Raw genomic sequence first — 26,444 nt, 5'->3', positions numbered from 1 at the left:
AATGATTAATGGCCCCTGATTTTCAGGGGCCATTTTTTTATTTTCATCGCTTGGTTAAATCTAAATCGTCGACTCGACATACCGCCTGGATCTTTTCTCTTTTTATTGATACGTCCCACACCAAACTATTCTCTTCGCCCGAAATTCATTCGTATGATTTTTAATAATTCCGTCTCGTTAAAATAAAAGAACTCATTTATCTTCCATTGCGTTTTCATTTCCTAAAGACCCAGTCCTTTCCCTGCTAATTTTTAACGCCGCAAAGAATAGGCACACTTTTATCGTGACAATCAATAATATGAAAACTAAATAAACGCGTAAGTATGAGGAAGGGAACCGGTACAAAAAATAAAAAGGATGCCTGTGACAAAACCATCGACCTTGTCGTCACAGAGCGTGAAGGGAAAAAATAAGTGAGTGGTAATAACGACATACGCAATCTTTCGTTTTAGCGTTCGTCATCTTCCCCACAATTGGGATCAAATATGAATGCGCCGCCAAAATGGACGGCTACGCGCGCCCTGTCTAAAACAAGTACGCGCGCTTATGTTTAACTCATCAATATTGGCTTGCGCTATTCAATGCATCAATATCGTCCGCCGTCAGTGACAACCGAGTGGCCGCAGCCAGTTCGGCGACCTGTTCCACCGACGTAGCGCTGGCAATAGGTGAAGTGACGCTCGGGCGCGCGATCAACCAAGCCAGCGCGACCTGGCTTGACGACACGCCATGCGCTTTCGCGACTTTATCCAACGCCTCAACAATGCGCACGCCCCGTTCATTCAGATAGCGTTCCACCACGCCCTTGCCGCGTAAACTTTTGGACGCATCTTCCGGGTGACGATATTTGCCGGACAAAAATCCGCTGGCCAGAGAATAATAGCTGATGACGCCCAGCCCATGCTCTTTGGCTAAGGCTTCCAGACCCGATTCATAATGCTGCCTGTCGTACAGATTGTATTCAGGCTGCAACGTTTCATAACGAGCCAACTGGTGGTCTTTACTGATTTGCAGCGCCTGAGCCAACCGGTCAGCCTCATAATTCGAAGCGCCGATAGCACGAACCTTACCCTCGCGGATTAACGCATCGAACGTCGACAGTGTATCCTCCAACGGCGTCGATTTATCATCGGTGTGGGCCTGATAGAGATCGATATAATCTGTTTTCAGACGACGAAGTGAATCCTCTACAGCGCGGCGAATATAGCGGGAGCGAGTCCCTTGCCGCCATCTCCCATCTCCATACCGACTTTGGTCGCGATAATGACGTTGTCGCGTTGGCCGCTTTTCTTCAGCCAGTTGCCGATAATCGTTTCCGATTCACCGCCCTGGTTGCCGTCTGCCCATACGGAGTACACATCCGCCGTATCAATAAAATTAAGTCCCTGATCGACCAATGCGTCCAACAGGTTAAACGAGGTCGGCTCATCAATAGTCCAGCCGAAGACGTTACCGCCAAAAGTGATCACAGGAACGTGGATCCCGGAACGTCCCAGTTCTCGGGAAGGGGTTGAAGCAGTCATAGGCAATCTCCTTTTTGTGTAAACTCGCCTTGAGACGACCGCAGAAACGCGGCCACACTCGTACAATATGGAAGCAATGCCGCGCAGATCCTCACCGCATCGGCACCGATAAAAGTTAATGCTATGGGAGCAATGCTTTAGTTTAGGTTATTTTCCAATATATAATCCGCCCCTTGTATCCCTACTGTCATTATTGGCACTCAGGTTGCCGACATAGTGTACAAAACTTGGCCTGTATCATATCTGGAGCAAACATGTCCCATCTCGTGCAATTCGTCCTCGCGTTAATCGTTATCGCCGGACTCGCGCTTTTGATCTGCCGCGATCGAAAAAGCATCCGTATCCGCTACATTATCCAGCTGTTAGTCATTGAAATCGTGCTGGCGTACTTCTTCCTCTACTCTTCCGTAGGGTTGGGTTTCGTCACCGGATTTGCGGGACTCTTCGACAAGTTGCTCGGTTTTGCCGCCGAAGGCACCAACTTCGTCTTTGGCAACATGAATGCTCAAGGTCTGGCCTTTTTCTTCCTCAAAGTACTCTGCCCCATCGTCTTCATCTCCGCACTGATTGGTATCCTGCAATACATCAAAGTTCTGCCTTTTATCATCCGCGTAATCGGTACCTTGCTGTCAAAAGTGAACGGGATGGGCAAACTGGAATCTTTCAACGCGGTGAGCTCGCTGATTTTGGGACAGTCGGAAAACTTCATCGCCTATAAAGATATTCTGGGCAAGATGTCGGAGAAGCGGATGTACACGATGGCGGCGACGGCAATGTCCACCGTGTCCATGTCTATCGTCGGCGCTTACATGACCATGCTGGACCCCAAATTCGTCGTGGCCGCGCTGGTGCTCAACATGTTCAGTACGTTCATCGTCCTGTCCCTGATCAATCCCTACAGCGTTGATGAAGAGCCGGAACTGCAACTCAGCAACCTGCACGAGAATCAGAGCTTCTTCGAAATGCTGGGAGATTACATCCTCACCGGTTTCAAAGTGGCCGTCATCGTATCCGCCATGCTGATTGGTTTTATCGCGCTGATCGCCGCCGTTAACGCCCTGTTCAGCGCCCTCTTTGGCCTTAGCTTCCAGGAAATTCTCGGCTACTTCTTCTATCCGTTCGCCTGGATCATGGGTATCCCAGCGAATGAAGCCCTGCAAGTCGGCGGCATTATGGCGACCAAACTGGTGTCTAACGAATTCGTTGCCATGATGGAATTGCAGAAAGTTTCCGCCCAGCTGTCTCCACGCAGCGTGGGGATTCTGTCGGTATTCCTGGTTTCCTTCGCCAACTTCTCTTCCATCGGCATTGTGGCTGGGGCGATTAAAGGCCTAAACGAAGCACAGGGCAACACCGTCTCTCGCTTCGGTCTGAAGCTGGTTTACGGTTCCACGCTGGTGAGCCTGCTGTCTGCGGCCATCGCCGGACTGGTGCTCTAAGCCTTTTCTGCTCTTCCCTCGGTTAACACTACCCGGCCATCCAACAATGACCGGGTATTTTTTTATCCGCACGAAGATCGCTTCCCTATTGTCATCATTTATGTTTCTTATTTACTCTCTATAGTTATACGCCGTTCACCCTATAGCTTAAGCACCTTAATTCTTTGCTAACCCCCGGTTTGGGGCATTGGAGATCTCGTTTCATCACTATGAATACCAAACGTCTCTTCCGCTTGCTGTCTTTGATCGCCGTTATCGCCGTCGTGGTTATTGCGTGGCGATATTTCCACTCCACGACTACCCCGCCCGCAGGCTCAACGGCGAAAACCGCGTCCAGCGGCGGCAGAGGCGAAGGTCGTCGTTCCATGACCACGCCGCCGGTGCAAGTCGCGCGCTCGTTCACCGCCTCGGTGCCTTACTACCTGACCGGACTCGGCACCGTCACGTCGGCAAATACCGTCACCGTGCGTAGCCGGGTCAGCGGACAACTGATGGCGCTGCACTTCGAAGAAGGCCAGCAGGTCGCCGCCGGCGCATTGCTGGCGGAAATCGACCCACGGCCGTTTGTGGTTGAAGTCACGCAGGCGAAAGGACAGTTAGCCAAGGACAAGGCGCTGCTCGCCAACGCGCGTCAGGATCTGGCGCGTTACCAAGGGCTGGTAAAAACCAATTTGGTGTCGCGTCAGGAGCTGGACACCCAGTCCTCGCTGGTGAAACAGTACGAAGCCACCGTTGAGTCCGATCAGGGCGCACTGGACAGCGCGCAGCTCCAGCTGGATTACAGCAAGATCACCGCGCCCGCCAGCGGACGCGTCGGGCTACGGCAGGTGGATATCGGCAACTACATCACCAGCACCGATAACCTGCTGGTGCTGACGCAAACGCACCCAATCGACGCCGTTTTCTCGCTGCCGGAAGACAGTATCGCCACGATTCTTAAAGCTCAGAAATCCGGTCAGCCCGTCGTCGTCGAAGCCTGGGACCGCGCCAACCAGCAGATGCTGTCCCAGGGCCAACTGCTCAGCATGGATAACCAGATCGACACCACCACCGGCACCATCAAGCTGAAAGCGCGTTTTGAAAACAGTGACGACCTCCTGTTTCCCAATCAGTTTGTGAATATTCGGATGAAGGTGGATACGTTGCAAAACGCGGTCATCGCGCCCGCCGCCGCCGTGCAAATGGGCAACGAGGGCCACTTCGTCTGGCTGCTGAATGACAAAAATCAGGCGAGCAAGCATCTGATTTCCATTGGTATCCAGTACGGGCAGAACGTGGTCGTCAACAGCGGTCTGAATGCAGGCGAACAGGTCGTGACGGACGGCATCGACCGTCTGACGGAAGGTATGAAGGTCGACGTGATCCCTTCCGCCTCCACCGAGCAAACGCCCACGACCGCCGGTAAAGATCGCCAGGCGAAAAAAGCGGAGACGCCTGATGCAGGACAGCACGCCGATTCAGGGCGGCGGACCGTCCAGACTGTTCATTCTGCGCCCGGTCGCCACCACGTTGTTGATGGTGGCGATTCTGCTGGCCGGGATCATCGGCTACCGCGCGCTGCCCGTCTCCGCGCTGCCGGAGGTCGACTACCCGACGATTCAGGTCGTCACGCTCTATCCCGGCGCCAGCCCGGACGTCATGACGTCGGCGGTGACCGCGCCGCTGGAACGCCAGTTCGGCGGCATTTCCGGACTGAAGCAGATGTCGAGCCAAAGCGCCGGCGGCGCCTCGGTGATCACGCTACAGTTCCAGCTCAACCTGGCGCTCGACGTCGCGGAACAGGATGTGCAGGCAGCCATTAACGCCGCCACCAACCTGCTGCCCAGCGATCTGCCTAACCCGCCGGTTTACAGTAAGGTCAACCCCGCCGATCCGCCGATTATGACTCTGGCCGTGACCTCCACCGCGATGCCGATGACGCAGGTGCAGGATCTGGTGGAAACCCGCATCGCCCAGAAAATTTCTCAGGTCTCCGGCGTCGGGCTGGTCTCGCTCGCAGGCGGGCAGCGCCCCTCCGTTCGAGTGCGGCTGAATCCGACGGCGCTGGCCGCCTATGGGCTGAGCAGCGAAAACGTGCGCACCGCCATCACCGCCGCCAACGTCAACGCGCCGAAAGGCAGCTTCGATGGGCCGGCCCGCTCGGTCACGCTGTCCGCCAACGATCAGATGCGTTCGATTGACGACTATCGTCAGCTCATCATCACCTGGAGCAACAGCGCGCCGGTCAGGCTGCGCGACGTCGCCACCGTTGAACAAGCGCCGGAAAACACCTATCTGGCCGCGTGGGCGAACCGCCAGCAGGCCATCATCATCAACGTGCAGCGCCAGCCGGGCGCCAACGTAATTGCGACGGCGGATAACATCCGCAGTCTGCTGCCGTCTCTGCAAGCCAGCCTGCCCAAGTCGGTTGAAATGTCGCTGCTGACGGACCGCACCACCACCATCCGCGCTTCCGTCGATGACGTGCAGTTTGAGCTGATTCTGGCGATTGCGCTGGTCATCATGGTGATCTACCTGTTCCTGCGCAACGCGGTCGCCACGCTAATCCCCAGTATCGTGGTGCCGCTGTCGCTGATCGGCACCTTCGCCGCCATGTATTTCCTCGGCTTCTCCATCAACAACCTCACGCTGATGGCGCTGACCATCGCCACCGGTTTCGTGGTGGACGATGCCATCGTGGTGATCGAGAACATCGCCCGCTATATCGAACGTGGAGAGAAGCCGCTGAACGCAGCGCTAAAGGGCGCAGGCGAAATCGGCTTTACCATTATCTCGCTAACGTTCTCGCTGATCGCCGTGCTGATCCCGCTGCTGTTTATGGGGGACATCATCGGCAGATTATTCCGCGAATTTGCGATGACGCTGGCGATCTCCATTTTGATCTCCGCCGTGGTGTCGCTCACTCTGACGCCAATGATGTGCGCCCGCATGCTCAGCCACAAAGGTTTGACGCGACAAAACCGTTTCACTCGCGCCAGCGAACGCTTCTTTGACCGGGTGATCGCCGCCTACGGCCGCGGGCTGACCCGAGTGCTGCAACATCCCTGGCTGACGCTGTGCGTGGCGTTGAGTACGCTGGTACTCACCGTCTTACTGTATCTGGTGATCCCGAAAGGCTTTTTCCCGCAGCAGGATAACGGGATTATTCAGGGCACCGTGCATGCCTCTCAGACCGTGTCCTTCACCACGATGGCGCAAAAACAGCAGCAGGTCGCCTCCATCATCATGAAAGATCCGGACGTCCAAAGCGTCTCGTCGCTGATTGGCGTGGATGGCACCAACCCATCGCTGAACAGCGGACGGCTGCAAATCAACCTCAAACCGCAGGAAGAGCGCAGCGACAGCATGACCGACGTCATCACGCGCTTACAGCAGCAAACGGCGCAGCTGCCGGGCATCACGCTGTATCTGCAGCCGGTGCAGGATCTGACCATCGATACCCAAATCAGCAAAACGCAGTACCAGCTGACCGTCCAGACGCTGTCGCTGGATACGCTCAGCACCTGGGTGCCCAAGCTGGTGGAACAGCTCTCCGCCCTGCCCGAATTGCAGGACGTCAGCAGCGACTGGCAGGACGAGGCGGCCGTCGCTTACGTGAAGGTGAACCGAGACAGCGCCACCCGGCTCGGCATTTCGATGTCAGATATCGATAACGCGCTCTACAACGCCTTCGGCCAGCGGCTGATTTCGACCATCTACACCCAGTCGAACCAGTACCGCGTCGTGCTTGAACAAGACACCCGTCAGCGTGACGGATTGGCCGCCCTCGATGACATCCGGCTCATCAATAGCGAGGGCGGCGTCGTCCCCCTCGGCAGTATCGCCACGGTGGAACAGCGACAGGGACCACTGGCGATCAACCACGTCGACCGCTTCCCGGCGGCGACAGTCTCCTTTAATCTGGCGCCGGGCTATGCGCTGGGCGATGCGGTCAAGGCCATCGAGAAAGCGCAGCAGAACATGGAGTTGCCATCGGAAATCACGACCCGTTTCCAGGGCAGCACACTCGCCTTCCAGTCCGCCCTGACCAGCACCGTCTGGCTGGTCGTCGCCGCGGTGATCGCGATGTATATCGTGCTCGGCGTGCTGTACGAAAGCTTCATTCATCCGGTGACCATTCTCTCCACGTTGCCGACCGCGGGCGTGGGCGCGCTGCTGGCGTTGCTGGTCGCCGGGAGCGATCTGGATATCATCGCCATCATCGGGATCATTCTGCTGATCGGGATCGTGAAGAAGAATGCGATCATGATGATCGACTTCGCGCTGGCCGCCGAACGGCAGCAGGGCATGTCACCGTATGACGCGATTTATCAGGCCTGTCTCCTGCGTTTCCGTCCCATCCTGATGACCACCATGGCCGCGCTGCTCAGCGCCCTGCCGCTGATGCTGAGCACCGGCGTCGGTGCCGAACTGCGGCGTCCGCTGGGCATCTGTATGGTCGGTGGGCTGGTGATGAGCCAGGTGCTGACGCTGTTCACCACGCCGGTGATTTACCTGCTGTTCGACCGCTTGTCTCTCCGTCTTCGCCGCAAACCGGCTGAAACGCAGGGGGAAGCCTGATGAAGCTGTTCGCGCTGTTTATTCATCGTCCCGTCGCAACCACGCTGCTGGCGCTGGCGATTGCGCTGTGCGGCGTGCTCGGCTTCCGGCTGCTGCCGGTTTCGCCGCTGCCGCAGGTGGACTTCCCGGTGATTTCCGTGTCCGCCTCGCTATCGGGCGCGTCGCCGGAAACCATGGCGTCCTCGGTGGCGACGCCGCTGGAGCGGGCGCTCGGCCGCATCGCGGGCATCACCGAAATGACCTCCATGAGTTCGCTCGGCAGTACCCGCATCATTCTGCAGTTCGAGCTGGATCGTGATATCAACGGCGCGGCCCGCGATGTGCAAGCCGCCATCAACGCCGCCCAAAGTCTGCTGCCTTCCGGGATGGCCAGCCGCCCCACCTACCGCAAGGTGAATCCGTCCGACGCGCCGATCATGATTATGACGCTGACCTCGGACACCTACTCCCCCAGTCAGCTGTACGATATCGCCACCAATCAGGTGTATCCGCGTATTTCACAGCTGGAGGGCGTGGGCGATGTGACGATTGGCGGCAGTTCGCTACCGGCGGTGAGGGTCTCGCTCAACCCGCTGGCGCTGTTCAATCAAGGCGTATCGCTGGATGAAGTTCGCGAGGCGATAGATAACGCCAACGTGCGCCAGCCGGTCGGCAGCGTAAACGACACGACGACGCACTGGCAGATAGAAACCAACGACGAGCTGAAAACGGCGAAGGTCTACCGCCCCCTCATCGTTCACTACAACAACGGCGCGCCGGTGCGGCTCAGCGATGTCGCCACGGTAGAAGATTCCGTGCAGGACACGCTCAACGCGGGGATGACCAACGGCGAACCGGCCGTACTGGTGATCATTCGCCGCGCGCCCGAAGCCAACATCATCTCCACCGTCGACAGCATCCGCGCCGCGCTGCCGGAACTAAGCGCCACGCTGCCCGCCTCCGTACATTTGAACGTCGCGCAGGACCGCTCCCCCACCATCCGCGCATCGCTGGCGGAGGTAGAACGGGCGCTGGTGATCGCCGTCGCGCTGGTGATTCTGGTGGTGTACCTGTTTCTGCGTTCCGGACGCGCCACGCTGATCCCGGCGGCGGCAGTGCCTATTTCGCTGATCGGCACATTCGCCGCCATGTATCTGTGCGGTTTTAGCCTGAACAATCTGTCGTTGATGGCGCTGACGATTGCCACCGGCTTCGTGGTGGACGACGCGATCGTGGTGCTGGAAAACACCGCCCGCCACATCGAAGCGGGCATCAAACCGATGCAGGCGGCCATCCAGGGCGTACGCGAAGTCGGCTTTACCGTCGTCTCCATGAGCGTGTCGCTAATCGCCGTATTCATTCCGCTCCTGCTGATGGACGGGCTATCGGGGCGACTGTTTCGTGAATTCGCCGTCACGCTGTGCGTGGCAATAATGATTTCGCTGGTGGTTTCGCTCACTCTGACGCCGATGATGTGCGCGCGCCTGCTGCGTCCGCATGCGCCCCGCAGCCAACCGCGCCGCCGGGGATTCAACCGCGTATTGCTGGCGTTACAGGAACGCTATGCGCTATCGCTGAACTGGGTGCTGGCGCGAGCGCGCTGGGTGGTGCTGGTCCTGTTCGGCACCATTGGCCTCAGCGTGTGGCTCTATGTCGACATGCCGAAAACGCTGTTCCCGGAGCAGGATACCGGGCGGATTATGGGCTTCGTGCAGGGCGACCAAAGCATTTCGTTCCAGGCGATGAAGATCAAAATGCAGGATCTGATGAAAACCGTCAGCAGCGATCCCGCCGTGGATAACGTGACCGGCTTTACCGGCGGTAACCGCACCAACAGCGGCTCGATGTTTATCAGCCTGAAACCCCTGGCGGAGCGCGGCGCCAGCTCGCAGCAGATTATTGCCAGACTGAGGTCCAAACTGGCTAAGGAGCCGGGCGCCAGCCTGTTCCTGATGGCGGTGCAGGATGTGCGAATGGGCGGCCGCGAGGCCAACGCCAGCTATCAATACACCTTGTTGTCGGACGATTTGAGCGCGCTGCGCCAGTGGGAACCGAAAATCCGCACGGCGCTGGCCGAACTGCCGGAGCTGGCGGACGTCAGCTCCGATCAGCAGGACAAGGGCGCCGAACTGGCGCTGACCTACGACCGCGATACGCTGGCTCAGCTCGGCATCAGCGTGTCGGATATCAACGCCCTGCTCAACAATGCCTTCGGGCAGCGGCAGATCTCCACCATCTACCAGCCGTTAAACCAGTACAAGGTGGTGATGGTGGTCGATCCGCTCTATGCGCAGGACGCCAGCGCACTAAACAAAATGTTCGTCATCAATAGCGACGGTAAAGCGATTCCCCTGTCCTATTTCGCCCGCTGGCTGCCCGCCAACGCGCCGCTGTCGGTCAACCATCAGGGTCTGTCCGCCGCGGCGACGATCTCCTTCAACCTGCCGCCGAACGCCAGCCTGTCCGATGCCACCTTCGCCATTGAGCGAACCATGACCGCGCTGGGCGTGCCTTCCAACGTGCGCGGCCAGTTCGCTGGCACCGCGTTGGCGTTCCAACAGTCGCAGTCGTCGCAGGTGGCGCTGATCATCGCCGCCATCGTCACGGTGTATATCGTGCTGGGGATGCTGTATGAAAGCTACGTACACCCGCTGACCATCATCTCTACCCTGCCGTCGGCGGGGGTGGGCGCGCTGCTGGCGTTGAAGCTGTTTGATAAACCTTTCAGCCTGGTTGCGCTCATCGGCATCATGCTGCTGATCGGCATCGTGAAAAAGAACGCCATCATGATGGTGGACTTCGCGCTGGTGGCGCAACGGACTCAGAACCTCAGCGCGCGCGAAGCGATCTTTCAGGCCTGTCAGCTTCGCTTCCGCCCGATTTTGATGACCACGCTGGCCGCCTTGCTGGGGGCGCTGCCGCTGGTATTAAGCAGCGGCGACGGCGCGGAGCTGCGCCAGCCGCTGGGAATTACCATCGTCGGCGGGCTGGTCATGAGTCAGCTACTCACGCTCTATACCACGCCGGTGGTTTATCTGTTCTTTGACCGGCTGTCCCAGCGACGCTCGCGCCGTACGGTAACGCTGCCGGATTCGCCCTGACGGGCGTTCAAAGAAACTGTCCGACTCGGTGAAAATTTTACGATAGCCACACAAACTGAGACTGTTAGCCTAAATGCTCGGTTTATCAGACGGTAAAGGAGTCAGCGATGTCGGGTTTAGTGGAGGGTCGATGGGTCGTCGGCGATGTGGCGGCGGAAGAGACCAAAAACGGGGCTTTTCACCGCCAGGCGACCCGGTTCAGGGAAACAACGGTGAGACCTGAAGCCGGGCGCTACCAGCTGTTCGTGTCCTATTTCTGCCCGTGGGCGTCAAGAACGCTGATCTTCCGCAAGCTGAAAGGGCTGGAGCCGGTGATTTCGCTCTCCGTGGCGGAGCCGCACATCGGCGAACAGGGTTGGGCATTCAGTACCCCGCAGGATGCCGGCCCGCATCTGCCTGCCGCACCCTACTTACATGAGCTGTACACCGCGAGCGACGCCCATTACACCGGCAAAGTGTCGGTGCCGGTCCTGTGGGATCGCCACGAAGGACGCATCGTCAATAATGAGTCCGCCGACATCATTCGCCTCTTCAATACCGCGTTCAACACGCTCACCGGCAACGTCGAAGACTTCTATCCCCCCGCGCTGCGCGCCGACATCGACCGCTGGAATACGCTGATTTACGATACGATCAACAACGGCGTCTACAAGACCGGCTTCTCCCGCACACAGGAACACTACGCCCAAGCGGTCACGGCGCTGTTCGCCTCGCTGGACACCGTGGACGCGCATCTGGCGGATCATCGTTATCTGGCGGGAAACACCGTGACGGAAGCGACTGGCGGCTATTTGTCACGCTGGTGCGTTTCGACGTGGCCTATCACGGCGCGTTCAAATGCAATATTCGGCGTATTGAGGACTACCCTCACCTCTCTCACTACCTGCGCGATCTTTATCAGCATCCCGGCATCCGTGAAACGGTCAATATCGAGCACATCAAGTCCGGCTACTACGGCATTCGCTGGCTCAATCCTACCGGCATCGTCCCGCTGGGGCCGGAAATCGATCTCGATCGGCCACACAACCGCCATACGGTCGGCGGCACGGCGAAATAGGCATACTTTTTGTAAGCCGAATACTGATTTTTCCCCGCATAAGCGCTAGAATCTGCCGCCTTACTGCTCCCGCCCGGGAGCAGCCTGACCTGAGATCAGACTTGAGAGAAGCCCATGTTTAAACCGGAACTACTGTCTCCGGCCGGTACGCTGAAAAATATGCGTTACGCCTTCGCTTATGGCGCTGACGCGATTTATGCCGGCCAGCCCCGCTACAGCCTGCGCGTGCGCAATAACGAATTCAATCATCAGACGCTGGCCGAGGCGATCAACGAAGCGCATTCGCTGGGCAAAAAATTCTACGTCGTCGTTAACATCGCGCCGCATAACGCCAAGATCAAAACCTTCCTGCGCGATTTACAGCCGGTCATCGACATGCAGCCGGATGCGCTGATTATGTCCGATCCGGGCCTGATCATGCTGGTGCGTGAAAACTTCCCGCAGATGCAAATCCATCTGTCGGTGCAGGCGAATGCGGTCAACTGGGCGACGGTAAAATTCTGGCAGCAGATGGGGCTGAGCCGCGTCATTTTGTCCCGCGAACTGTCTCTACAGGAAATCGAAGAGATCCGCGAACATGTGCCGGAAATGGAGTTGGAAATCTTCGTTCACGGCGCGTTGTGCATGGCCTATTCCGGCCGCTGCCTGCTCTCCGGCTACATTAACAAACGCGATCCGAATCAGGGAACCTGCACCAACGCCTGCCGTTGGGAATATAAAGTGCAGGAAGGCAAAGAAGACGATGTGGGCAATATCGTGCATATGCATGAGCCGATTAAGGTCGCCAACGTCGAACCCACGCTGGGCATCGGCGAACCGACCGACAAAGTCTTTATGCTGGAAGAGAGCCAGCGCCCCGGCGAGTACATGAGCGCGTTTGAAGACGAACACGGCACGTATATTATGAACTCCCGCGACCTGCGCGCGATCCAGCACGTGGAACGCCTGACGCAGATGCAGGTGCATTCGCTGAAAATCGAAGGCCGCACCAAGTCCTTCTACTACTGCGCACGTACCGCTCAGGTGTATCGTCGCGCCATTGACGACGCCGTGGCCGGAAAGCCGTTCGACCCATCGCTTCTCCAGACGCTGGAAGGACTCGCTCACCGTGGCTATACCGAAGGCTTCCTACGCCGTCACGTCCACGAAGATCACCAGAACTACGAATACGGCTATTCGGTGTCCGACCGTCAGCAGTTCGTCGGGGAATTCACCGGCGAACGCCGTAATGGACTGGCGGAAGTCGCGGTGAAAAACAAATTCTCCTGCGGCGACAGCGTGGAAATGATGACGCCGGGCGGCAACGTGCAGTTCACGATTGAAGGGATGCAGAACAGTAAAGGTCAGGATACTGACGTCGCGCCGGGCAACGGTCATATCGTGTATCTGCCCGTGCCGGAAGATATCTCACTGGAATATGCGTTGCTGCTGCGCAATCTGCAGGGAACCAGCACCCGCAATCCTCACGCCAAATAAAGTGTGTTTCGACCGTCAGAGCAGACATCTGTTCTGACGTTTTTTAGAAATGGATCACATCAATGGCGGACGCGGTAGGTTACTATTTCACCGCTGAGAAAACACAGAACGAAAAATAAGCGTAGTCACACTACCAGGAACCACCTCCTTCGCCAGCTCAATCTCCCTTGAGCTGGCTTTTTCTTTTCTTCGTCGTCCCCGTCACGCATCCACTGCCCGCGAGTCACGCTTTTCTGCTAGGCTGACTACACTATTTTCGGAGGCGATCTGCATGTCTTCGCCTCATTTTTCGGTTTCCTCTAGATCTTTTCAGGGAGTACGTCGTCATGGCGCAAAAACCACAATCTCTTATCATTCTAAACGGCAAAAGCAGCCAAAATGACGAACTGCGTCAGGCGGTGAAAGCCTTGCGCGAAGAAGGTTATCCTCTGCATGTCCGCGTCACCTGGGAACACGGCGATGCATTGCGCTATATCCGCGAGGCGATAGCACTAGAGGCGGACAACGTGATCGCCGCGGGCGGCGACGGCACCATCAATGAAGTCGCCGTGGCGCTGGCGCATCAGGAAGCGGAACACCGTCCGTGTCTGGGCATTGTACCGCTGGGTACGGCCAACGATCTCGCCACCAGCTGCCGGATTCCTACCGACCTGCATCAGGCGCTACGGCTGGCGATTATGGGCCGCGCAACCGCCATCGATCTGGCTCAGGTCAATGACCGACACTACTTTATCAACATGGCGACCGGCGGCTTTGCCACCCGCATCACCACCGAAACTCCGGCCGCCATGAAATCTGCGCTGGGCGGCGCGGCCTACGTGCTGAATGCGCTGCTGCGCATCGACACGCTGAAAGCCGAACGCTGTCAGGTCAAAGGACCGAATTTTGACTGGGAGGGCGATACGCTGGTCATTGCTATCGGCAATGGTCGTCAGGCGGGAGGCGGACAGCAACTGTGTCCGGAAGCTGTATTGAATGACGGGTTGTTGCAGCTGCGCGTGCTGTCGGCAAAGGAGTTATTGCCGAATATGATGCAGGCGCTGATGTCAGGCGGCGAGAATCCCAACATGATCACGACTGCCCTGCCGTGGCTGGAAATCACCGCGCCGAATGAGATGACGTTCAATCTGGATGGCGAACCGCTGACCGACAACCACTTCCGTATCGAAGTGGTGCCGGAAGCGCTGCGCTGCCGTTTCCCCAGCCCTTGCCCGCTGCTACGCGAGTAATTGACCGAGGTCGGGACACCGCTATTCGCGTCGCAGGCGCTGACTGTTCGCCAGATACAGCGTCACCACCAGGATCAAGATCGCGCCCGCGTAAATCAGGGTATAGGTGGGATTTTTGTGATCGACGATAATCAGCCGCACGATGGCGGTGATCCCGATATAGACAAAATAGCGCAGCGGGAAATGGTAGCCCGACTCAAAATACTTCACAATCAACGCGATAAATTCAAAATACAGAAAATACACCACCAGACTTTCAATCAACAGATAGGTGGAATCCCTTTCGCTGCTCACCATCAATGCCTTAGCCAGATGCAGCGTCTCTTTACCCAAAAACACCACCAGAATAATAGCGAGAGCCAGTAAACCTATATTGAGTATCGTTTGTAACCCTTTGGCGATCATGATCGAACGCGTTGAACCTGCCATGCACATGACTCCTTACCATCCTTCATTTTTCTGCATCTACGCCGGCGGCGGACTGCTATTGCTGTGTGCGACGACCCCATGGACGTCGTGAATCGGCCGGAAAAACCTGACGCCGATCACAAAATTACCGGTAGCCCCTATCACTGTCCATGTAAATCTCATCTTCCGCAGAGATAGGTATCACCACCAGCGGTGAAAATGATGCACCGGTCCTATCCCCTGCCCGACTTCCAGCGTATCTGCCTGTTCTAAAGCCCCTTGCAGATAGGCTTTGGCGGCGGCCACACAGGCCGACCAATTGTCACAACGGGGACGCAATGCCGCCAACGCCGCCGAAAGCGTGCAGCCCGTACCATGAGTATGGCGGGTATTGACCCTCAGCGCCGAAAAACGCTGCGGCGGCACCCCGGCGGCGAACAACCAATCCGGGCTTTCAGGGCCGGCAAGATGGCCGCCCTTCATCAATACCGCCTGACAGCCCAGCGCGAGCAGCGTTTCGCCCTGTTCACGCATCTCATGCTCATTCTCGGCGATCGGACACCCCAGCAGCGCCGCCGCCTCTGGCAGATTCGGCGTGATGATTGACACCTGCGGCAACAACCGTTGACGCAGCGATGCGACCGCTTGCGGTTGCAGCAGCGGATCGCCGCTTTTCGCCAGCATCACCGTATCCAGCACCACGAACGGCAACGGATAGCGGCGTAACCGTTCGGCCACGACCTCCACGATATCCGCTTCGGCCAACATGCCAATTTTGACGCAGTCTATCCGCACATCGCTGAGCACCGAGTCAAGTTGCGCGCCGACGAAGGCAGGTTCGATAGGGTAAACCGACTGCACGCCACGGGTGTTTTGCGCCACCAGCGCCGTCACCACGCTGGCGCCATAGGCTTCAAGCGCGGAGAACGTTTTCAGGTCGGCCTGGATACCCGCGCCGCCGCTGGGATCGGTGCCCGCAATCGTCAATGCATTGATCCGTTTCATTCGCCGGTCGCCTCCGTCGTCATAAACAGCAGATCCAGAAACCGCGGGATAAAGCTGCCGGGGCCGGCCGCGCCTTCGGCGGCACGCTGCCCGCATTCGGACATCACCGCACAGGCGGCGGCAATATGCTGCAGGCGGTAGCCCGGCAGCGAGCAAAACCCCGCCACGACAGCCGACAACGCGCAGCCGGTGCCAACGACGCGAGTCATGAGCGGATTTCCACCCGCCACGGCCCAGTCGCGCTCGCAGTCGGTGACATAATCCACTTCGCCCGTCACCGCCACGCAAACGGACCAGCGTTTGGCAAGTTCGCGCGCCGCGGGCAACGCAGCCAACGAGGTATTGCCGCTGTCCACCCCGCGCCCCTGAGAATCCGCGCCGGACAACGCCAGAATTTCGGAGGCGTTGCCGCGCACGGCGGCAGGCCGCAACGCCAGCAGTTCACGGGCGAAGTCGCTGCGAAACGTCAGCGCGCCGACCGCGACCGGGTCCAGCACCCAGGGCCGACCGGCTTGATTGGCGCTCGCCACGGCAGACCGCATAGCATCCGCCCGGATAGGCTCCAGCGTACCGAGATTAATCAGCAGCGCATCAGCCAACGCGCTGAACTGCGCGGCTTCGCTGCGATCCACCACCATCGCCGGAGACGCTCCCAGCGCCAGCAACACATTGGCGGTAAAGCTTTGCACGACATCATTGGTCAGACAGTGGATCAGAGGGGAACGGCGGTGAAAGCGTTTCAGAGAATCCGCCGCAAGGACGGATGGGAACGGCACAGGTCGAGTATTCATAAATCTCCCAACCGGCGATCAAGAAGGCGGGAGCCGGTGAGACTCCGTGACTTCCCTACGCTGGCATTATCCAGATCAGGTGGTACGGGTCTTTCTCAGCCGTTTCTTTGCAGGAGCGGCACCCCGAGTCAACGTTCATGATTATTCGGCTTGACGGCGTAAAGGTCAACGACTGCCGAACCGATGCGTCATGCTGGGAAGAAGCAAAACGGTGTAGCGCGGTGATCGAAAGGGATAAAACGAGAGACGCAGCGGGCAGAAAAGGCTACCAGCATTATCGTAGCGGATTCAAGAAGAGGACCGACGCCGCGCGGATTTCTCGGCGTCGATACGTTCATGCTAAGAGAAAATGGCTTTCTCTGCATAAGACCAATCAGAAAGCGGTCTTGTGATACAGGCGCGAGACCAGATCCGTAATACACAGCACCAGCGAGGACTGAATGCGCTGCTGATAGCGCTGTTTTTGCATTTCGAGCAGCGTGGTGTCCACCCCATCTTCCGGCAAATGCAGCGTGAACTGAGGCGGCAACGGCGTGATGCCGTGCAACATGCTGACCGGACCCAGAATTTCATCATCGGTGAAACGGTAGCGTTGCCCGTCATGTTCCAGTTCATTATTTAACGCCAGCAACAGCTCGACGTCCTCGTACTCATCACGGCTGATAACGCCTAACGCGTAGATCAGTTTGAGGCGTACCGGCAACGCTGACAGTGGGCCGCTGCCTTCCAGCAACGGTTCCACGGCATATTTAACCGCATAGTCATCCTTGCGAAACGCCTGCAAGACCAGATGGTCAACCGCATCGGCCAGAAGTTCGACCGCCGCCTGGATGAATCCCGAAACGGTCGCTTTGGCGTTCAGGCGTTCCAGAATGTGGCTTTCGAACGCCTGCGCGTCTTCCATCCCCGGTTGAGGTTGCGGCACCTTTTCCTGCTCCGGTTCCTGCGCCGGGTTCGGCTCGGAAGCCGCCACCCGACGTTTATCTGCGGGAGAATAACTGTGTTCTGGCATTGGTATCGTTTTTCACCTTGCGTTACAGGGAGTGATACAACGCTGCCACCTGCGTGACAACCTCGGGGCGATCTTCCAGTCCGGCGATCTGGATCAGTGCATGTTCGACGCCGTTCGCGTCAATCAACGCCGCCATTTCGCGCGCCTGCACATCCTCAAGACTGCGATACTTCAGCGCCGCGGCGATACCGATCAACAGATTACGATGCGGAAGCCCGTATTCCAGCGTACCACGGAGCGGCCTGATCAGCCGGTCACCCTCGCCCAGCTTACGCAACGGCTGACGGCCCACGCGTTCTACGTCATCGTGCAGGTACGGATTTTCAAAACGGCTGAGGATCTTGTCGATATAGGCCGCATGCTGCGCCGGATCGAACCCGTAGCGTTTAATCAGCACCGCGCCGCTTTCCTGCATCGCGCCTTTTACCACCGCGCGCACCGCGTCGTCCTGTATCGCTTCACGGATCGTCCGGTAACCTGCCAGGCACCCAAGATACGCGGTAATCGCGTGGCCGGTATTGAGCGTAAACAACTTGCGCTCGACATAAGCCATCAGGTTGGCCGTCGGCTCCATGCCAGCGATGACCGGCAAATCGCCCTTGAACTGGGTACTGTCGACAATCCATTCGCTAAACGTTTCAACCGTCACCTCCAGCGAATCGTCGTTCGCCGCAGGACTGGGCGGCACGATGCGGTCTACGGCCGAATCCACAAATCCCACATGCTCGTCGACCCACGCATGCAAGGTCTCAGGCAACGCCGCCATGACATGCTGACGCAGCTGGCTGGTGCCGCGCACCATATTTTCGCAGGCGATGATATTCAGAGGCTGCTGATTGCCGCGTTCATGCCGCGCCATCAGCCCTTGCGCCAGCGTGCCAGCAATCTTACTTAGCACCTGCGGCCCGACGGCGGTAGTAATGATATCCGCGCGGGCGATTTCATTGATGGCGTCGGGACTGCCGCTATGCACCGCGCTGACGCGATTAACCTGTTCAACACGCGACGCCTCTCCAACAACATGCACTTCGTAATGCTGCTGATGGGCCAGTTGATCCACCAACGGCTGATTGACGTCGGCGAAAATGAGTTCGGACTTGGCGTCCGCCAGAAGTTTGCCGATGAAGCCGCGACCGATATTGCCTGCACCGAAATGAATCGCTTTCATTGTAGACCTCGATATTTTGTCAAAACCGTTGAGCTAAACGCACGGACCGGTTAACCCCGGTCCAACGGGCCTTACGCCACGCGTTCGCCGGAAAGCAGTACCAGCATCTCTTGCACGCTGCGGGTTTCCACCAGCCGCTCGATGATGCCGTCGTCATTCAGGGCATTGGTCAGACGCGCAATCACCTGAACGTGTTCGTTATTGCGGGCGGCAATCCCTATCACCAACCGCGCGACGTCGTCCGGCTCCGAGCCAAATCTGACTCCCTCCGGATATTGGCAAATCACGACGCCAGTGCGCAGCACGCGGTCTTTGGCTTCAACGGTGCCATGCGGCACGGCGATGGATTCGCCCAGATAGGTGGAGGTCATGGCCTCGCGCTGTAGCATAGCCTCGACGTAGGCGGGTTCCACATATCCCCCCGCGACCAGCTGTTCGCCCGCAAAGCGGATGGCCTGCTCTTTGTCGTCGGCCTGAAGATTGAGGAAAATGTTGTTTTCACCCAGCTCGAACAGGTTGGTTTCGTGCTCCGCCGGATCGAACCAGTCGTCATTCGCCGCCACAATGGTTTGATTAATCAGCCGGTTATCGTTCGCCGCCACGGGACGGTGCGCCGCCAATAGCCGGGTCGTCAGCTCGTTGTACAAGCCGCTGTCGAGGAAGTTGCTGAGAGAGACGTGAATCGCGTGCGGCGCGTGCTGCAACGCTCTTGCGGTGAGATCCTGATGGGTGATGACCAGATCGACATCGTCCGGCAGGCTGTTAATCGCCATGTTGCTGACCGAGATATGGTTTAGTCCGGCATCCTTCACCTTCTTGCGCAGCACGCCCGCGCCCATTGCGCTCGACCCCATGCCGGCATCACAGGCCACGATGATGCGTCGCACCAAACTCAGATCCTGAGAAGCATCCAGCATCGCGCGCATCACGGGCTGTGGTTGGGCTGCGCCCGGCGCTTTGCTGCCTTTCGATTTCTGCTTCATGTTCTGCATACGACGGGTCGCGTCCGCCAGTCCATTGTCTTCCTCATCGCCTACCGGCACGCGTTTCAGCATCACCGCAGAGACCAGGAACGAGACCAGACCTGACATCAAAATAGAGAGCACCACACCGATCAGCGACGACTTCGGCGTCATCAGCAAGACTGCGAAGATCGAGCCGGGAGAGGCCGGAGACACCAGCCCCGCATTGAATAACGTCAGCGTGAAAACACCCGTCATACCGCCGAGGATCACCGCCAGCATCAGACGCGGATTCATCAGGACATAAGGGAAATAAATTTCATGGATACCGCCGAAGAAGTGAATGATGGCGGCGCCCGGCGCGGACTGTTTCGCGCTGCCCTTGCCGAAGAACATGTAGGCCAGCAGCAGACCGAGCCCCGGTCCGGGGTTGGCTTCAATCAGGAAGACGATCGATTTGCCGGTTTCCGTTGCCTGCTGGATGCCGAGCGGGGAGAAAATTCCGTGGTTGATGGCGTTATTGAGGAACAGCACTTTGGCCGGTTCCACGAAAATGGAGGTGAGCGGCAACAGGTTGCCCTGTACCAGCAGATTGACTCCGGTCGCCAGCACTTTGGACAAGGAGGAGACCAGCGGGCCGATAGCCAAAAAGGCCAGCCCCGCCAGCAACATCCCGATAATCCCGGCCGAGAAGTTGTTCACCAGCATCTCGAAGCCGCTTTTAATTTTGCCATCCACCCAGCGGTCGAAGCGTTTGATTGCCCAGCCGCCCAGCGGTCCGGCCATCATCGCCCCCATAAACATCGGCATGTCTGCGCCGACGATGACGCCCATCGTGGTGATAGCGCCCACGACCCCACCGCGTTCGCCGCCGACCAACCGCCCGCCGGTATAACCAATCAGCAACGGCAACAGGTAGGTAATCATGGGTTCGACCAGCTTGGCCAGAGTTGCATTCGGCAGCCAGCCGGTAGGAATAAACAGCGCGGTGATTAAGCCCCAGGCGATGAATGCGCCGATATTGGGCATCACCATGTTGCTGAGGAAGCGGCCAAAATTCTGTATCTTGACCTTAACAGTTGGTGATAGCATAAAACTTACTCCCCTCGGTGGTACGCGCTCAGGGACGGTGCGCGTCGTAATAGTGAGATGGTTTCGCCAAAAACCATCGGTCGTTCTGTAGACAAATCGACTCTATCACGCCGTTTCCGCCCCCAGTACCCCGAGGGGAATTTGTGACTGGGATCACTCAGTTACCCCACCTCAGGTAGGATTTCACGCGATCCTCATCACAAATCAGATCTGAAATTCAGCTACATTGTAAAAAATGAGCGCTCGGCAGCCCCTCTTTCGTGACTCACCTCACACTTCAATTCAGTAACTTTGTTTTAACATTGTGACTTGCGTCACGTTGCACCGTTCGATTCAGAGTCCTGAATATAGGCCGAGGGTTTCCCTTCTCCATTTCGGCGGCGAAATTGGGGAGAAATGTAGTTTAATTACAGAGGAGGAGTTGAAACGCGAGAAGGTAGCGAAGGATTAGTCGTAGATAAGGCGAGTATTTGAAACTGGTAGATAAGGCGGAGATTTGAAACCATAGCAGACTAGCTGACTGCATCGTGCCTAAGATCGCGCCCGTCAAGGTCATAGCCCCTTCAGGGAAACAAAATGAAAGGGCTGACACGTGATGACCTGGAGGTAATATCTTGCGCCTCGGATGAAGAGCCCACCGCAGCTGGCTGACTTTCGGCTAGTGATACGTTGGTTTGAAATATCGATGAGTTGGGGTATCACTTCGAACAAGTTACCCGATAGTGACGGTACCTCCACCGATTAATACCCCCCCACATCCCACGGCATCGCCGGTACGCGCGACGGGCTTACCATCCACCTTGACCGTTGATGAACCACCGCTGATGTTACGTGCGTGACCATGAGCTGCTAAAGGGTCGCCTTGACGAGCCAGAGGAAGACCATCCACCTTAACCGTGGAAGAACCAGCCATAACTGACGTCGGAGGATGGCTATCGTGCCCTGTATCGATGTCGCCCAATTTAACCGCATTTCCCATAATTTTATTTCTCCATTATTGATCTGATGATGCGATGGGATTAAAAGTCGTCGCTTTAAGTCAACATAATGACGCGATCAAATGCAATACGAGCCAAATCTGACTGAATCGCGTACATCCTGAGCCTAGATTAAACGCCGCCGTTTTTCGCTAACGGTAGTCCTCTGCTGACCTAGGCTCCAAAGCTACTGGAGTGAAGCCAATTCTAGAGAGTAACGTGGTACGGTAGACCTATAATAAAACCCTGCTTGAAGGCGACCAACCGTAACTCGGTATAAAAGCACAATCAGACAAGCCTTCAGCACATAGTCCACCAGAAAAGAAAGTATTTATTTTATGTTGTTATGCTGAGATATAGATCTCATTTATCTCAGCATGAATTAAAAATATCACCTTACCAGTTTTATTTTACCATCTACAATAGAGAAATAAGGATTGTATCCAAACACAACTTTCCCTTCTTTATTTTTAAATCTCAAGGGAGAATGCTGATAATATCCCACACCTAACCGAAAAAGACGTCCATCCCGGTATTTTATCAGGTGATATTTATCCCATTCGATAGGCATTGGTGTCAGTGTTTTGTCGACAACGTGTTGAGGCAAATCTGTAGAGGAAAATATCACCCCCGTATTCGTCCCCTCTGCAAAAGCCATCTCCTGATTTGAAATTTGTGTAACTTTTTTCAGTCCTTCGATATCACGATCTTTCATCATTGCCCAAATATCCATATAGGCGGCCTTAATTTTGGGCAAATCGTTCTCAGTCACAGAGGTTGCATTAATCCATGCCCAGCGGGGCAACCCATCAATTTTTAATTTTCCTCTGACCTTATAAAAACCATAATCTTGTTCATTCCTTGTATAACCTTCAAATACCTTTGAGCTGTTGGCTCTCGCAACAGAATCACTTGCGGTAATCTCCTTATTCTCACTCACACTTAACTTAAAATTAGCGATTTCTTTGCTAGAGGTCGCCGTATTTTTCGTGACAATAACTTGACAGGATGAATCTGAAAATAGAGTTTTGGGATTTTCATAATCCTGTGGTCCCATTAGCAGTTCGATATCATTGTCACCATTTTCTAAAAAAGCCGTCAGGTTAAAACCTGCTGACATTGTTCCTTGAGAAGCCAAGGTTGTATCAGCGGCAGAAAGCTCATTAACTCTTAGAGCACACGTACTTTTATTTGATTTAAAAGAGAACAAATATTTTTCTTTGATCATGTTTTCAGCCCTGGCTGGGAATAACGTTATCAAAATAACAAGGTTAAATGATATTAAGCCGATATTTCGAATCACTTTTTTCCAACTTATCATGAATCACCCACTCCTTTTCGCTTTTGTTTTCTTCGTCAGGCCTTTTTATACCGCCGTTATTTTTTGGAAATCCCGCCCCTTCTGTATCAGAAGTATCAGGTGAAGACGATATCCCAACGGTGTAACTAACATATACTTTGGCTACAATTCCATTATGGTAAAATACCAGATCTAGTTTATCTTTTGTAGGTGCATCTAGCCCTATACACCCTTCTGCCACAGCTTTACCACCGATTGTTAATGCGCCGTTTGCGATATAGAATCGCACTCCTGCACGAACATTTGCTTCTGTAGTCAACGCTAGCTTTACTTCTGCTAATTCATCCTTTTGCCATTCCCACTCATTCTTCGCGTCAGATTTAAATACCAGTGTGAAATTGATACTTCCTTCTGTGATAAGCCAAAATTGAGTGCCAAAAAAAGCAGCATTACGGCCCTCTTCATAAGCCTGTTCTTGGGACATCAATCTTTCGCGAACCGCCGCTAATAAAACATCTGCAGAATACCAGGCGGCAAATGCCTGAAGAAGATCCAGTGTAATTTTCATTCCTATAAGCGGAGATAAACCCAGAGACAACTCTCTTTCAATATAAATATCACCAGAGGTTTCATCTTCTTTTAATTCCCCATTAGCATTAATAGTAATAGCTGGATAGATAATTTCCGTATCTATTAAAGTTATTTCCTCACTCCCGCCTTTTCTCGTAGATAGTGCTTTCCTGACAAAATCAATAGATTTTAACGACTTATTTAGTAATGAAAGACTACCAGCCTTTTGCTTAAAATCTTTTTTCATCGAAGATGAATAATCATGAGCGGGATTATTACCTAATGTGTAGGTAAATTCTCCACCTAATTCCAAGGAGTGACTTATTTCCTCCTTAGGGCGTTTTGTCCAACCACGACTCCCACGCTGTGGATTTCCATTGATTGTATTTTCTTCTTTAGCCTTTTGTTTTCGTTGCCGTTCAGTAAACTCGGTAACTGTCACATCAGTACCAATAATCACGCTGGCATCCCAGCTAAATGCTGGATAAATAAAAATTTGTGTGCGAAATGCATCTCTGGAAGGTAAGCTAAATATTTGTGACATGGTATTTAGAAAAAGCAATGACTCACTAACAAAAGAGTGACCATTACATTGTCCAACTCGCAAAGTATATTGCGCCTTAGGTAACAATGCTCTGATACTTTTCGAAAAAACATACTCTCTCAGGAAATCAATAGCATTGTGGGTTGAAAAAACAGCTTCTTTTCCTTTTCCATAGTCACATACATAATTTGTGAGGCCGTTACTGAAAGCTTTAGGTGTGCTATTCCCCGCAGAATCATAAAGAATGCCACGAGGGCACAACGGATTATGTGAAACACAGCCTTTCCCTGTCAGATAGAGCGAAATAGGAACACCATCTCCAGTTGCATCGATGGACTCTACCGTTGTGACAAAATCAGCCTGATTATAATCAAATGTTCTAGATTTCACTTTCAATGAAAATGCATGAATGCAGGTGTCTGGATTGTCGCAATTACATGATGGTGATCCTGCCGTCAAACTTATCATATTTCCCCTTATAAGGCACGCAGCCCAATTCCCTGAGTAATAGCACTTCTGCTTTAAAAACGCCTTTTTTCTCTTCGTTACAGAGTACATTTTTGAAATCCGCAGGAATGTCCTCCAGAGTCAGGCAATGACGAGAGTGAAATAACTTAAATAACCCACGAATACTTCTATCATCAGTAATTCCCTGCTGTTTCAGCCAGAAAAATATTTCACCAATTTTCTTTAAATCAACCGACTTGTCTTCACTCTCATGATTTTTAATTTTTTTAACCAACCCTTCGATATAGCGTTGCTCAAAAATAAGCGTTAACTCATCCATCTGCACTGGCGAGAAACGCATGACTTTTCTCCTTGAAATACTTTCCAAAGGAAATTGTGCTTTCAATTCGGCAAATCTTTCGCACCGTTGCGTTCCCTGCCAGTTCGTCATTATCGCCTCTATGGGACCGAGAAAAGAGTGCCTCTCCCATTCAGAAAGTACGGTTAGTAAGGGCCAGATATTCCGCGGGTCATAAAAACGAAAAAAAACCGGCTTTTCTTCCCCGGGAATCTGAACATGTAAATACTTGCGTAAATGCTGACGCAGCGTTTTCATATTTGCCCGACTTTCAAACTGTATTCCCCAGGGAGTTTCGCGTAGTGCAAGCCACTGAATTACAGCTTCATCAGCTCTCACCAAATGCGGAGCTAATCGTCCAATCTCTTCTGGTATTGGCTCTGCATATAAACTGGCATGTGGAGGATCAAATTCTTCCAGCATAAGAAATAAGTCAGGTTCCGCTGCTGCATCCACAATTGCCCAGCTGGTTATTTCACTCATCTTTTTTCTCCTTGGCCGGGCAATGCGCCACAAACATCGTTCCCTGAGCCGCCGCCGCTTTCAATATCGCGGGCTCTGCGGGCAGCGACAAATCTCCGGGGCTTCCCCCTGAATTTAAGTTGATAGCCGCTCCTTTGATATCCACACCGCCTGAGTGCACAACAACAAAACTGCCCCCGACTCGGAGCGTCAGTTTACTGCCGCTTTGCAGCGTCAAATCCCCATTGCTGTCTACACTAAAAACACCGCTAATTTTCTGGGCCAGATCGCCTTTTACCTGTATACCCTGGTCACCCTCAGTCAACATCAGATTGTTGCCAGTGACTTTCTGATCCTGATTGCCCTCTACCGTCACTTTACGATCGTTGGCAATAACCAGCTCATCATCGTGACCGATACTGGAGGTCCGATTATATTCAACGCGCTCATCCTTGGAGTTGAGCACCCTCACCGCCATATTTTTCTGTGCGTGAATGAAGATCTCTTGTTTGTCGGCTTCATCTTCGAAGCTCAGTTCATTAAAGCCTTTACCCTTATGAGTGTCAGAGCGAATGACAGTACGTGTTTTATGCGTCGGTAAGGGATACGGAACTGGGTTAGTGGCATGAAAGGTTCTTCCCGTCACCAGCGGCTGGTCCGGGTCACCTTCCAGAAAACTCACCACCACTTCATGGCCGATGCGCGGAATGGCCACCATGCCGTACTGACCGCCCGCCCAGCCCTGACTCACCCGCACCCAGCACGAGCTCTGGTCGTCGCTCGCGCCGTAACGGTCCCACGGGAACTGCAGCTTCACCCGACCGTATTCATCGCAGTAAATCTCCTCGCCTGATGGGCCAACCACCGTCGCGATTTGCGGACCGTCTACCATCGGGCGGTGCGGCATCGCGGGTCGCCACGTGGTGCTGGCCTTGACCACGCCGAAGGTGTTACTGAGCGTGGTCGGCTCGCCGCCGCCTTCTT

Annotated in this window: 16 protein-coding genes, 3 pseudogenes and 1 riboswitch; of the genes and pseudogenes, 7 read left to right on the top strand and 12 right to left on the bottom strand. The window is 55.1% G+C overall.

Going from position 1 to position 26,444, the window contains the following annotated elements; genetic code table 11:
• Positions 1 to 558: 558 nt before the first annotated feature.
• Positions 559 to 1,523 (bottom strand): annotated as a pseudogene (locus tag AU509_RS00090) (aldo/keto reductase).
• Between the two features lie 254 nt (positions 1,524 to 1,777).
• Here AU509_RS00090 and AU509_RS00085 point away from each other — a divergent pair.
• The 7 genes and pseudogenes from AU509_RS00085 to yegS all read left to right on the top strand — a co-directional run bounded on the left by AU509_RS00085 (position 1,778) and on the right by yegS (position 14,364).
• Positions 1,778 to 2,962, top strand: coding sequence for a NupC/NupG family nucleoside CNT transporter (locus tag AU509_RS00085; protein ID WP_094117347.1), 1,185 nt, complete (start codon positions 1,778 to 1,780; stop codon positions 2,960 to 2,962).
• 209 nt (positions 2,963 to 3,171) lie between these two features.
• A pseudogene (locus AU509_RS00080) lies at positions 3,172 to 4,368 on the top strand (MdtA/MuxA family multidrug efflux RND transporter periplasmic adaptor subunit); the annotation flags it as partial.
• A 31-nt stretch (positions 4,369 to 4,399) separates the two neighbouring features.
• Positions 4,400 to 7,522, top strand: coding sequence for an MdtB/MuxB family multidrug efflux RND transporter permease subunit (locus tag AU509_RS17865; protein ID WP_118895249.1), 3,123 nt, complete (start codon positions 4,400 to 4,402; stop codon positions 7,520 to 7,522).
• Complete coding sequence (gene mdtC, locus AU509_RS00075) at positions 7,522 to 10,602, top strand: multidrug efflux RND transporter permease subunit MdtC (protein WP_085652565.1); 3,081 nt, start codon at positions 7,522 to 7,524, stop codon at positions 10,600 to 10,602. The genes AU509_RS17865 and mdtC overlap by 1 nt, the downstream gene beginning before the upstream one ends.
• A gap of 107 nt (positions 10,603 to 10,709) precedes the next feature.
• Positions 10,710 to 11,659, top strand: a pseudogene (locus AU509_RS00070) (glutathione S-transferase family protein).
• 114 nt (positions 11,660 to 11,773) lie between these two features.
• Positions 11,774 to 13,135, top strand: coding sequence for a prephenate-dependent tRNA uridine(34) hydroxylase TrhP (trhP, locus tag AU509_RS00065; RefSeq protein ID WP_085652567.1), 1,362 nt, complete (start codon positions 11,774 to 11,776; stop codon positions 13,133 to 13,135).
• A gap of 326 nt (positions 13,136 to 13,461) precedes the next feature.
• Positions 13,462 to 14,364, top strand: a complete 903-nt coding sequence (gene yegS, locus AU509_RS00060; protein WP_085652568.1) for a lipid kinase YegS — start codon at positions 13,462 to 13,464, stop codon at positions 14,362 to 14,364.
• A 21-nt stretch (positions 14,365 to 14,385) separates the two neighbouring features.
• On the opposite strand, the gene psiE is transcribed toward yegS, so the two are convergent.
• From psiE to AU509_RS00005, 11 genes are all read right to left on the bottom strand, one after another.
• Positions 14,386 to 14,793 (bottom strand): phosphate-starvation-inducible protein PsiE, encoded by a 408-nt coding sequence (psiE, locus tag AU509_RS00055; RefSeq protein WP_085652569.1) that lies wholly within the window; start codon positions 14,791 to 14,793, stop codon positions 14,386 to 14,388.
• 180 nt (positions 14,794 to 14,973) lie between these two features.
• Positions 14,974 to 15,777 (bottom strand): bifunctional hydroxymethylpyrimidine kinase/phosphomethylpyrimidine kinase, encoded by an 804-nt coding sequence (gene thiD / locus AU509_RS00050; RefSeq protein ID WP_094117345.1) that lies wholly within the window; start codon positions 15,775 to 15,777, stop codon positions 14,974 to 14,976.
• Positions 15,774 to 16,568, bottom strand: a complete 795-nt coding sequence (gene thiM / locus AU509_RS00045) for a hydroxyethylthiazole kinase (protein ID WP_094117344.1) — start codon at positions 16,566 to 16,568, stop codon at positions 15,774 to 15,776. Before thiM ends, thiD begins: the two co-directional genes overlap by 4 nt.
• A 35-nt stretch (positions 16,569 to 16,603) precedes the next feature.
• A riboswitch (TPP riboswitch) is annotated at positions 16,604 to 16,704 on the bottom strand.
• A 237-nt stretch (positions 16,705 to 16,941) separates the two neighbouring features.
• The gene (locus AU509_RS00040; protein WP_085652580.1) at positions 16,942 to 17,472 is read right to left on the bottom strand and encodes an MltR family transcriptional regulator; all 531 of its coding nucleotides are present in this window, start codon (positions 17,470 to 17,472) and stop codon (positions 16,942 to 16,944) included.
• 130 nt (positions 17,473 to 17,602) lie between these two features.
• A complete protein-coding gene (locus tag AU509_RS00035) occupies positions 17,603 to 18,748 on the bottom strand; it encodes a mannitol-1-phosphate 5-dehydrogenase (RefSeq protein WP_085652573.1) in 1,146 nt (381 codons plus the stop codon).
• Positions 18,749 to 18,819: 71 nt separating this feature from the next.
• Positions 18,820 to 20,802 carry a PTS mannitol transporter subunit IICBA gene (locus AU509_RS00030; RefSeq protein WP_094117343.1) on the bottom strand — a complete coding sequence of 661 codons (1,983 nt, stop codon included), beginning with the start codon at positions 20,800 to 20,802 and terminating at the stop codon, positions 18,820 to 18,822.
• A gap of 712 nt (positions 20,803 to 21,514) precedes the next feature.
• Entirely contained in the window at positions 21,515 to 21,781 is a 267-nt protein-coding gene (locus tag AU509_RS00025) for a type VI secretion system PAAR protein (protein ID WP_085652575.1), read from the bottom strand.
• A gap of 389 nt (positions 21,782 to 22,170) precedes the next feature.
• On the bottom strand, positions 22,171 to 23,100 hold the full coding sequence (locus AU509_RS00020) for an IdsF (RefSeq protein WP_094117342.1): 930 nt from the start codon (positions 23,098 to 23,100) through the stop codon (positions 22,171 to 22,173).
• Complete coding sequence (locus tag AU509_RS00015) at positions 23,051 to 24,661, bottom strand: hypothetical protein (protein ID WP_094117341.1); 1,611 nt, start codon at positions 24,659 to 24,661, stop codon at positions 23,051 to 23,053. Before AU509_RS00015 ends, AU509_RS00020 begins: the two co-directional genes overlap by 50 nt.
• Positions 24,627 to 25,481, bottom strand: coding sequence for a DUF4123 domain-containing protein (locus tag AU509_RS00010; protein ID WP_094117340.1), 855 nt, complete (start codon positions 25,479 to 25,481; stop codon positions 24,627 to 24,629). Before AU509_RS00010 ends, AU509_RS00015 begins: the two co-directional genes overlap by 35 nt.
• A partial coding sequence (locus tag AU509_RS00005) for a type VI secretion system Vgr family protein (RefSeq protein WP_139823995.1) occupies positions 25,474 to 26,444 on the bottom strand: 971 nt, incomplete at its 5' end. The genes AU509_RS00010 and AU509_RS00005, both read right to left, overlap by 8 nt.

Origin of the sequence: Lonsdalea britannica (assembly GCF_002111595.1) — a bacterium.
Taxonomy (GTDB): domain Bacteria; phylum Pseudomonadota; class Gammaproteobacteria; order Enterobacterales; family Enterobacteriaceae; genus Lonsdalea; species Lonsdalea britannica.
The sequence above is the reverse complement of the archived record's forward strand: the minus strand, read 5'-3'. Positions and strand labels throughout refer to the sequence as shown.

Coding starts and splice junctions, on each gene's coding strand:
- trhP (WP_085652567.1), top strand. CDS start 11,774: ATGTTTAAACCGGAACTACTGTCTCCGGCCGGTACGCTGAAAAATATG.
- thiM (WP_094117344.1), bottom strand. CDS start 16,568: ATGAATACTCGACCTGTGCCGTTCCCATCCGTCCTTGCGGCGGATTCT.
- psiE (WP_085652569.1), bottom strand. CDS start 14,793: ATGGCAGGTTCAACGCGTTCGATCATGATCGCCAAAGGGTTACAAACG.
- AU509_RS00020 (WP_094117342.1), bottom strand. CDS start 23,100: ATGATAAGTTGGAAAAAAGTGATTCGAAATATCGGCTTAATATCATTT.
- yegS (WP_085652568.1), top strand. CDS start 13,462: ATGGCGCAAAAACCACAATCTCTTATCATTCTAAACGGCAAAAGCAGC.
- AU509_RS17865 (WP_118895249.1), top strand. CDS start 4,400: ATGCAGGACAGCACGCCGATTCAGGGCGGCGGACCGTCCAGACTGTTC.
- AU509_RS00040 (WP_085652580.1), bottom strand. CDS start 17,472: ATGGAAGACGCGCAGGCGTTCGAAAGCCACATTCTGGAACGCCTGAAC.
- AU509_RS00010 (WP_094117340.1), bottom strand. CDS start 25,481: ATGAGTGAAATAACCAGCTGGGCAATTGTGGATGCAGCAGCGGAACCT.
- AU509_RS00015 (WP_094117341.1), bottom strand. CDS start 24,661: ATGATAAGTTTGACGGCAGGATCACCATCATGTAATTGCGACAATCCA.
- AU509_RS00085 (WP_094117347.1), top strand. CDS start 1,778: ATGTCCCATCTCGTGCAATTCGTCCTCGCGTTAATCGTTATCGCCGGA.
- thiD (WP_094117345.1), bottom strand. CDS start 15,777: ATGAAACGGATCAATGCATTGACGATTGCGGGCACCGATCCCAGCGGC.
- mdtC (WP_085652565.1), top strand. CDS start 7,522: ATGAAGCTGTTCGCGCTGTTTATTCATCGTCCCGTCGCAACCACGCTG.
- AU509_RS00025 (WP_085652575.1), bottom strand. CDS start 21,781: ATGGGAAATGCGGTTAAATTGGGCGACATCGATACAGGGCACGATAGC.
- AU509_RS00030 (WP_094117343.1), bottom strand. CDS start 20,802: ATGCTATCACCAACTGTTAAGGTCAAGATACAGAATTTTGGCCGCTTC.
- AU509_RS00035 (WP_085652573.1), bottom strand. CDS start 18,748: ATGAAAGCGATTCATTTCGGTGCAGGCAATATCGGTCGCGGCTTCATC.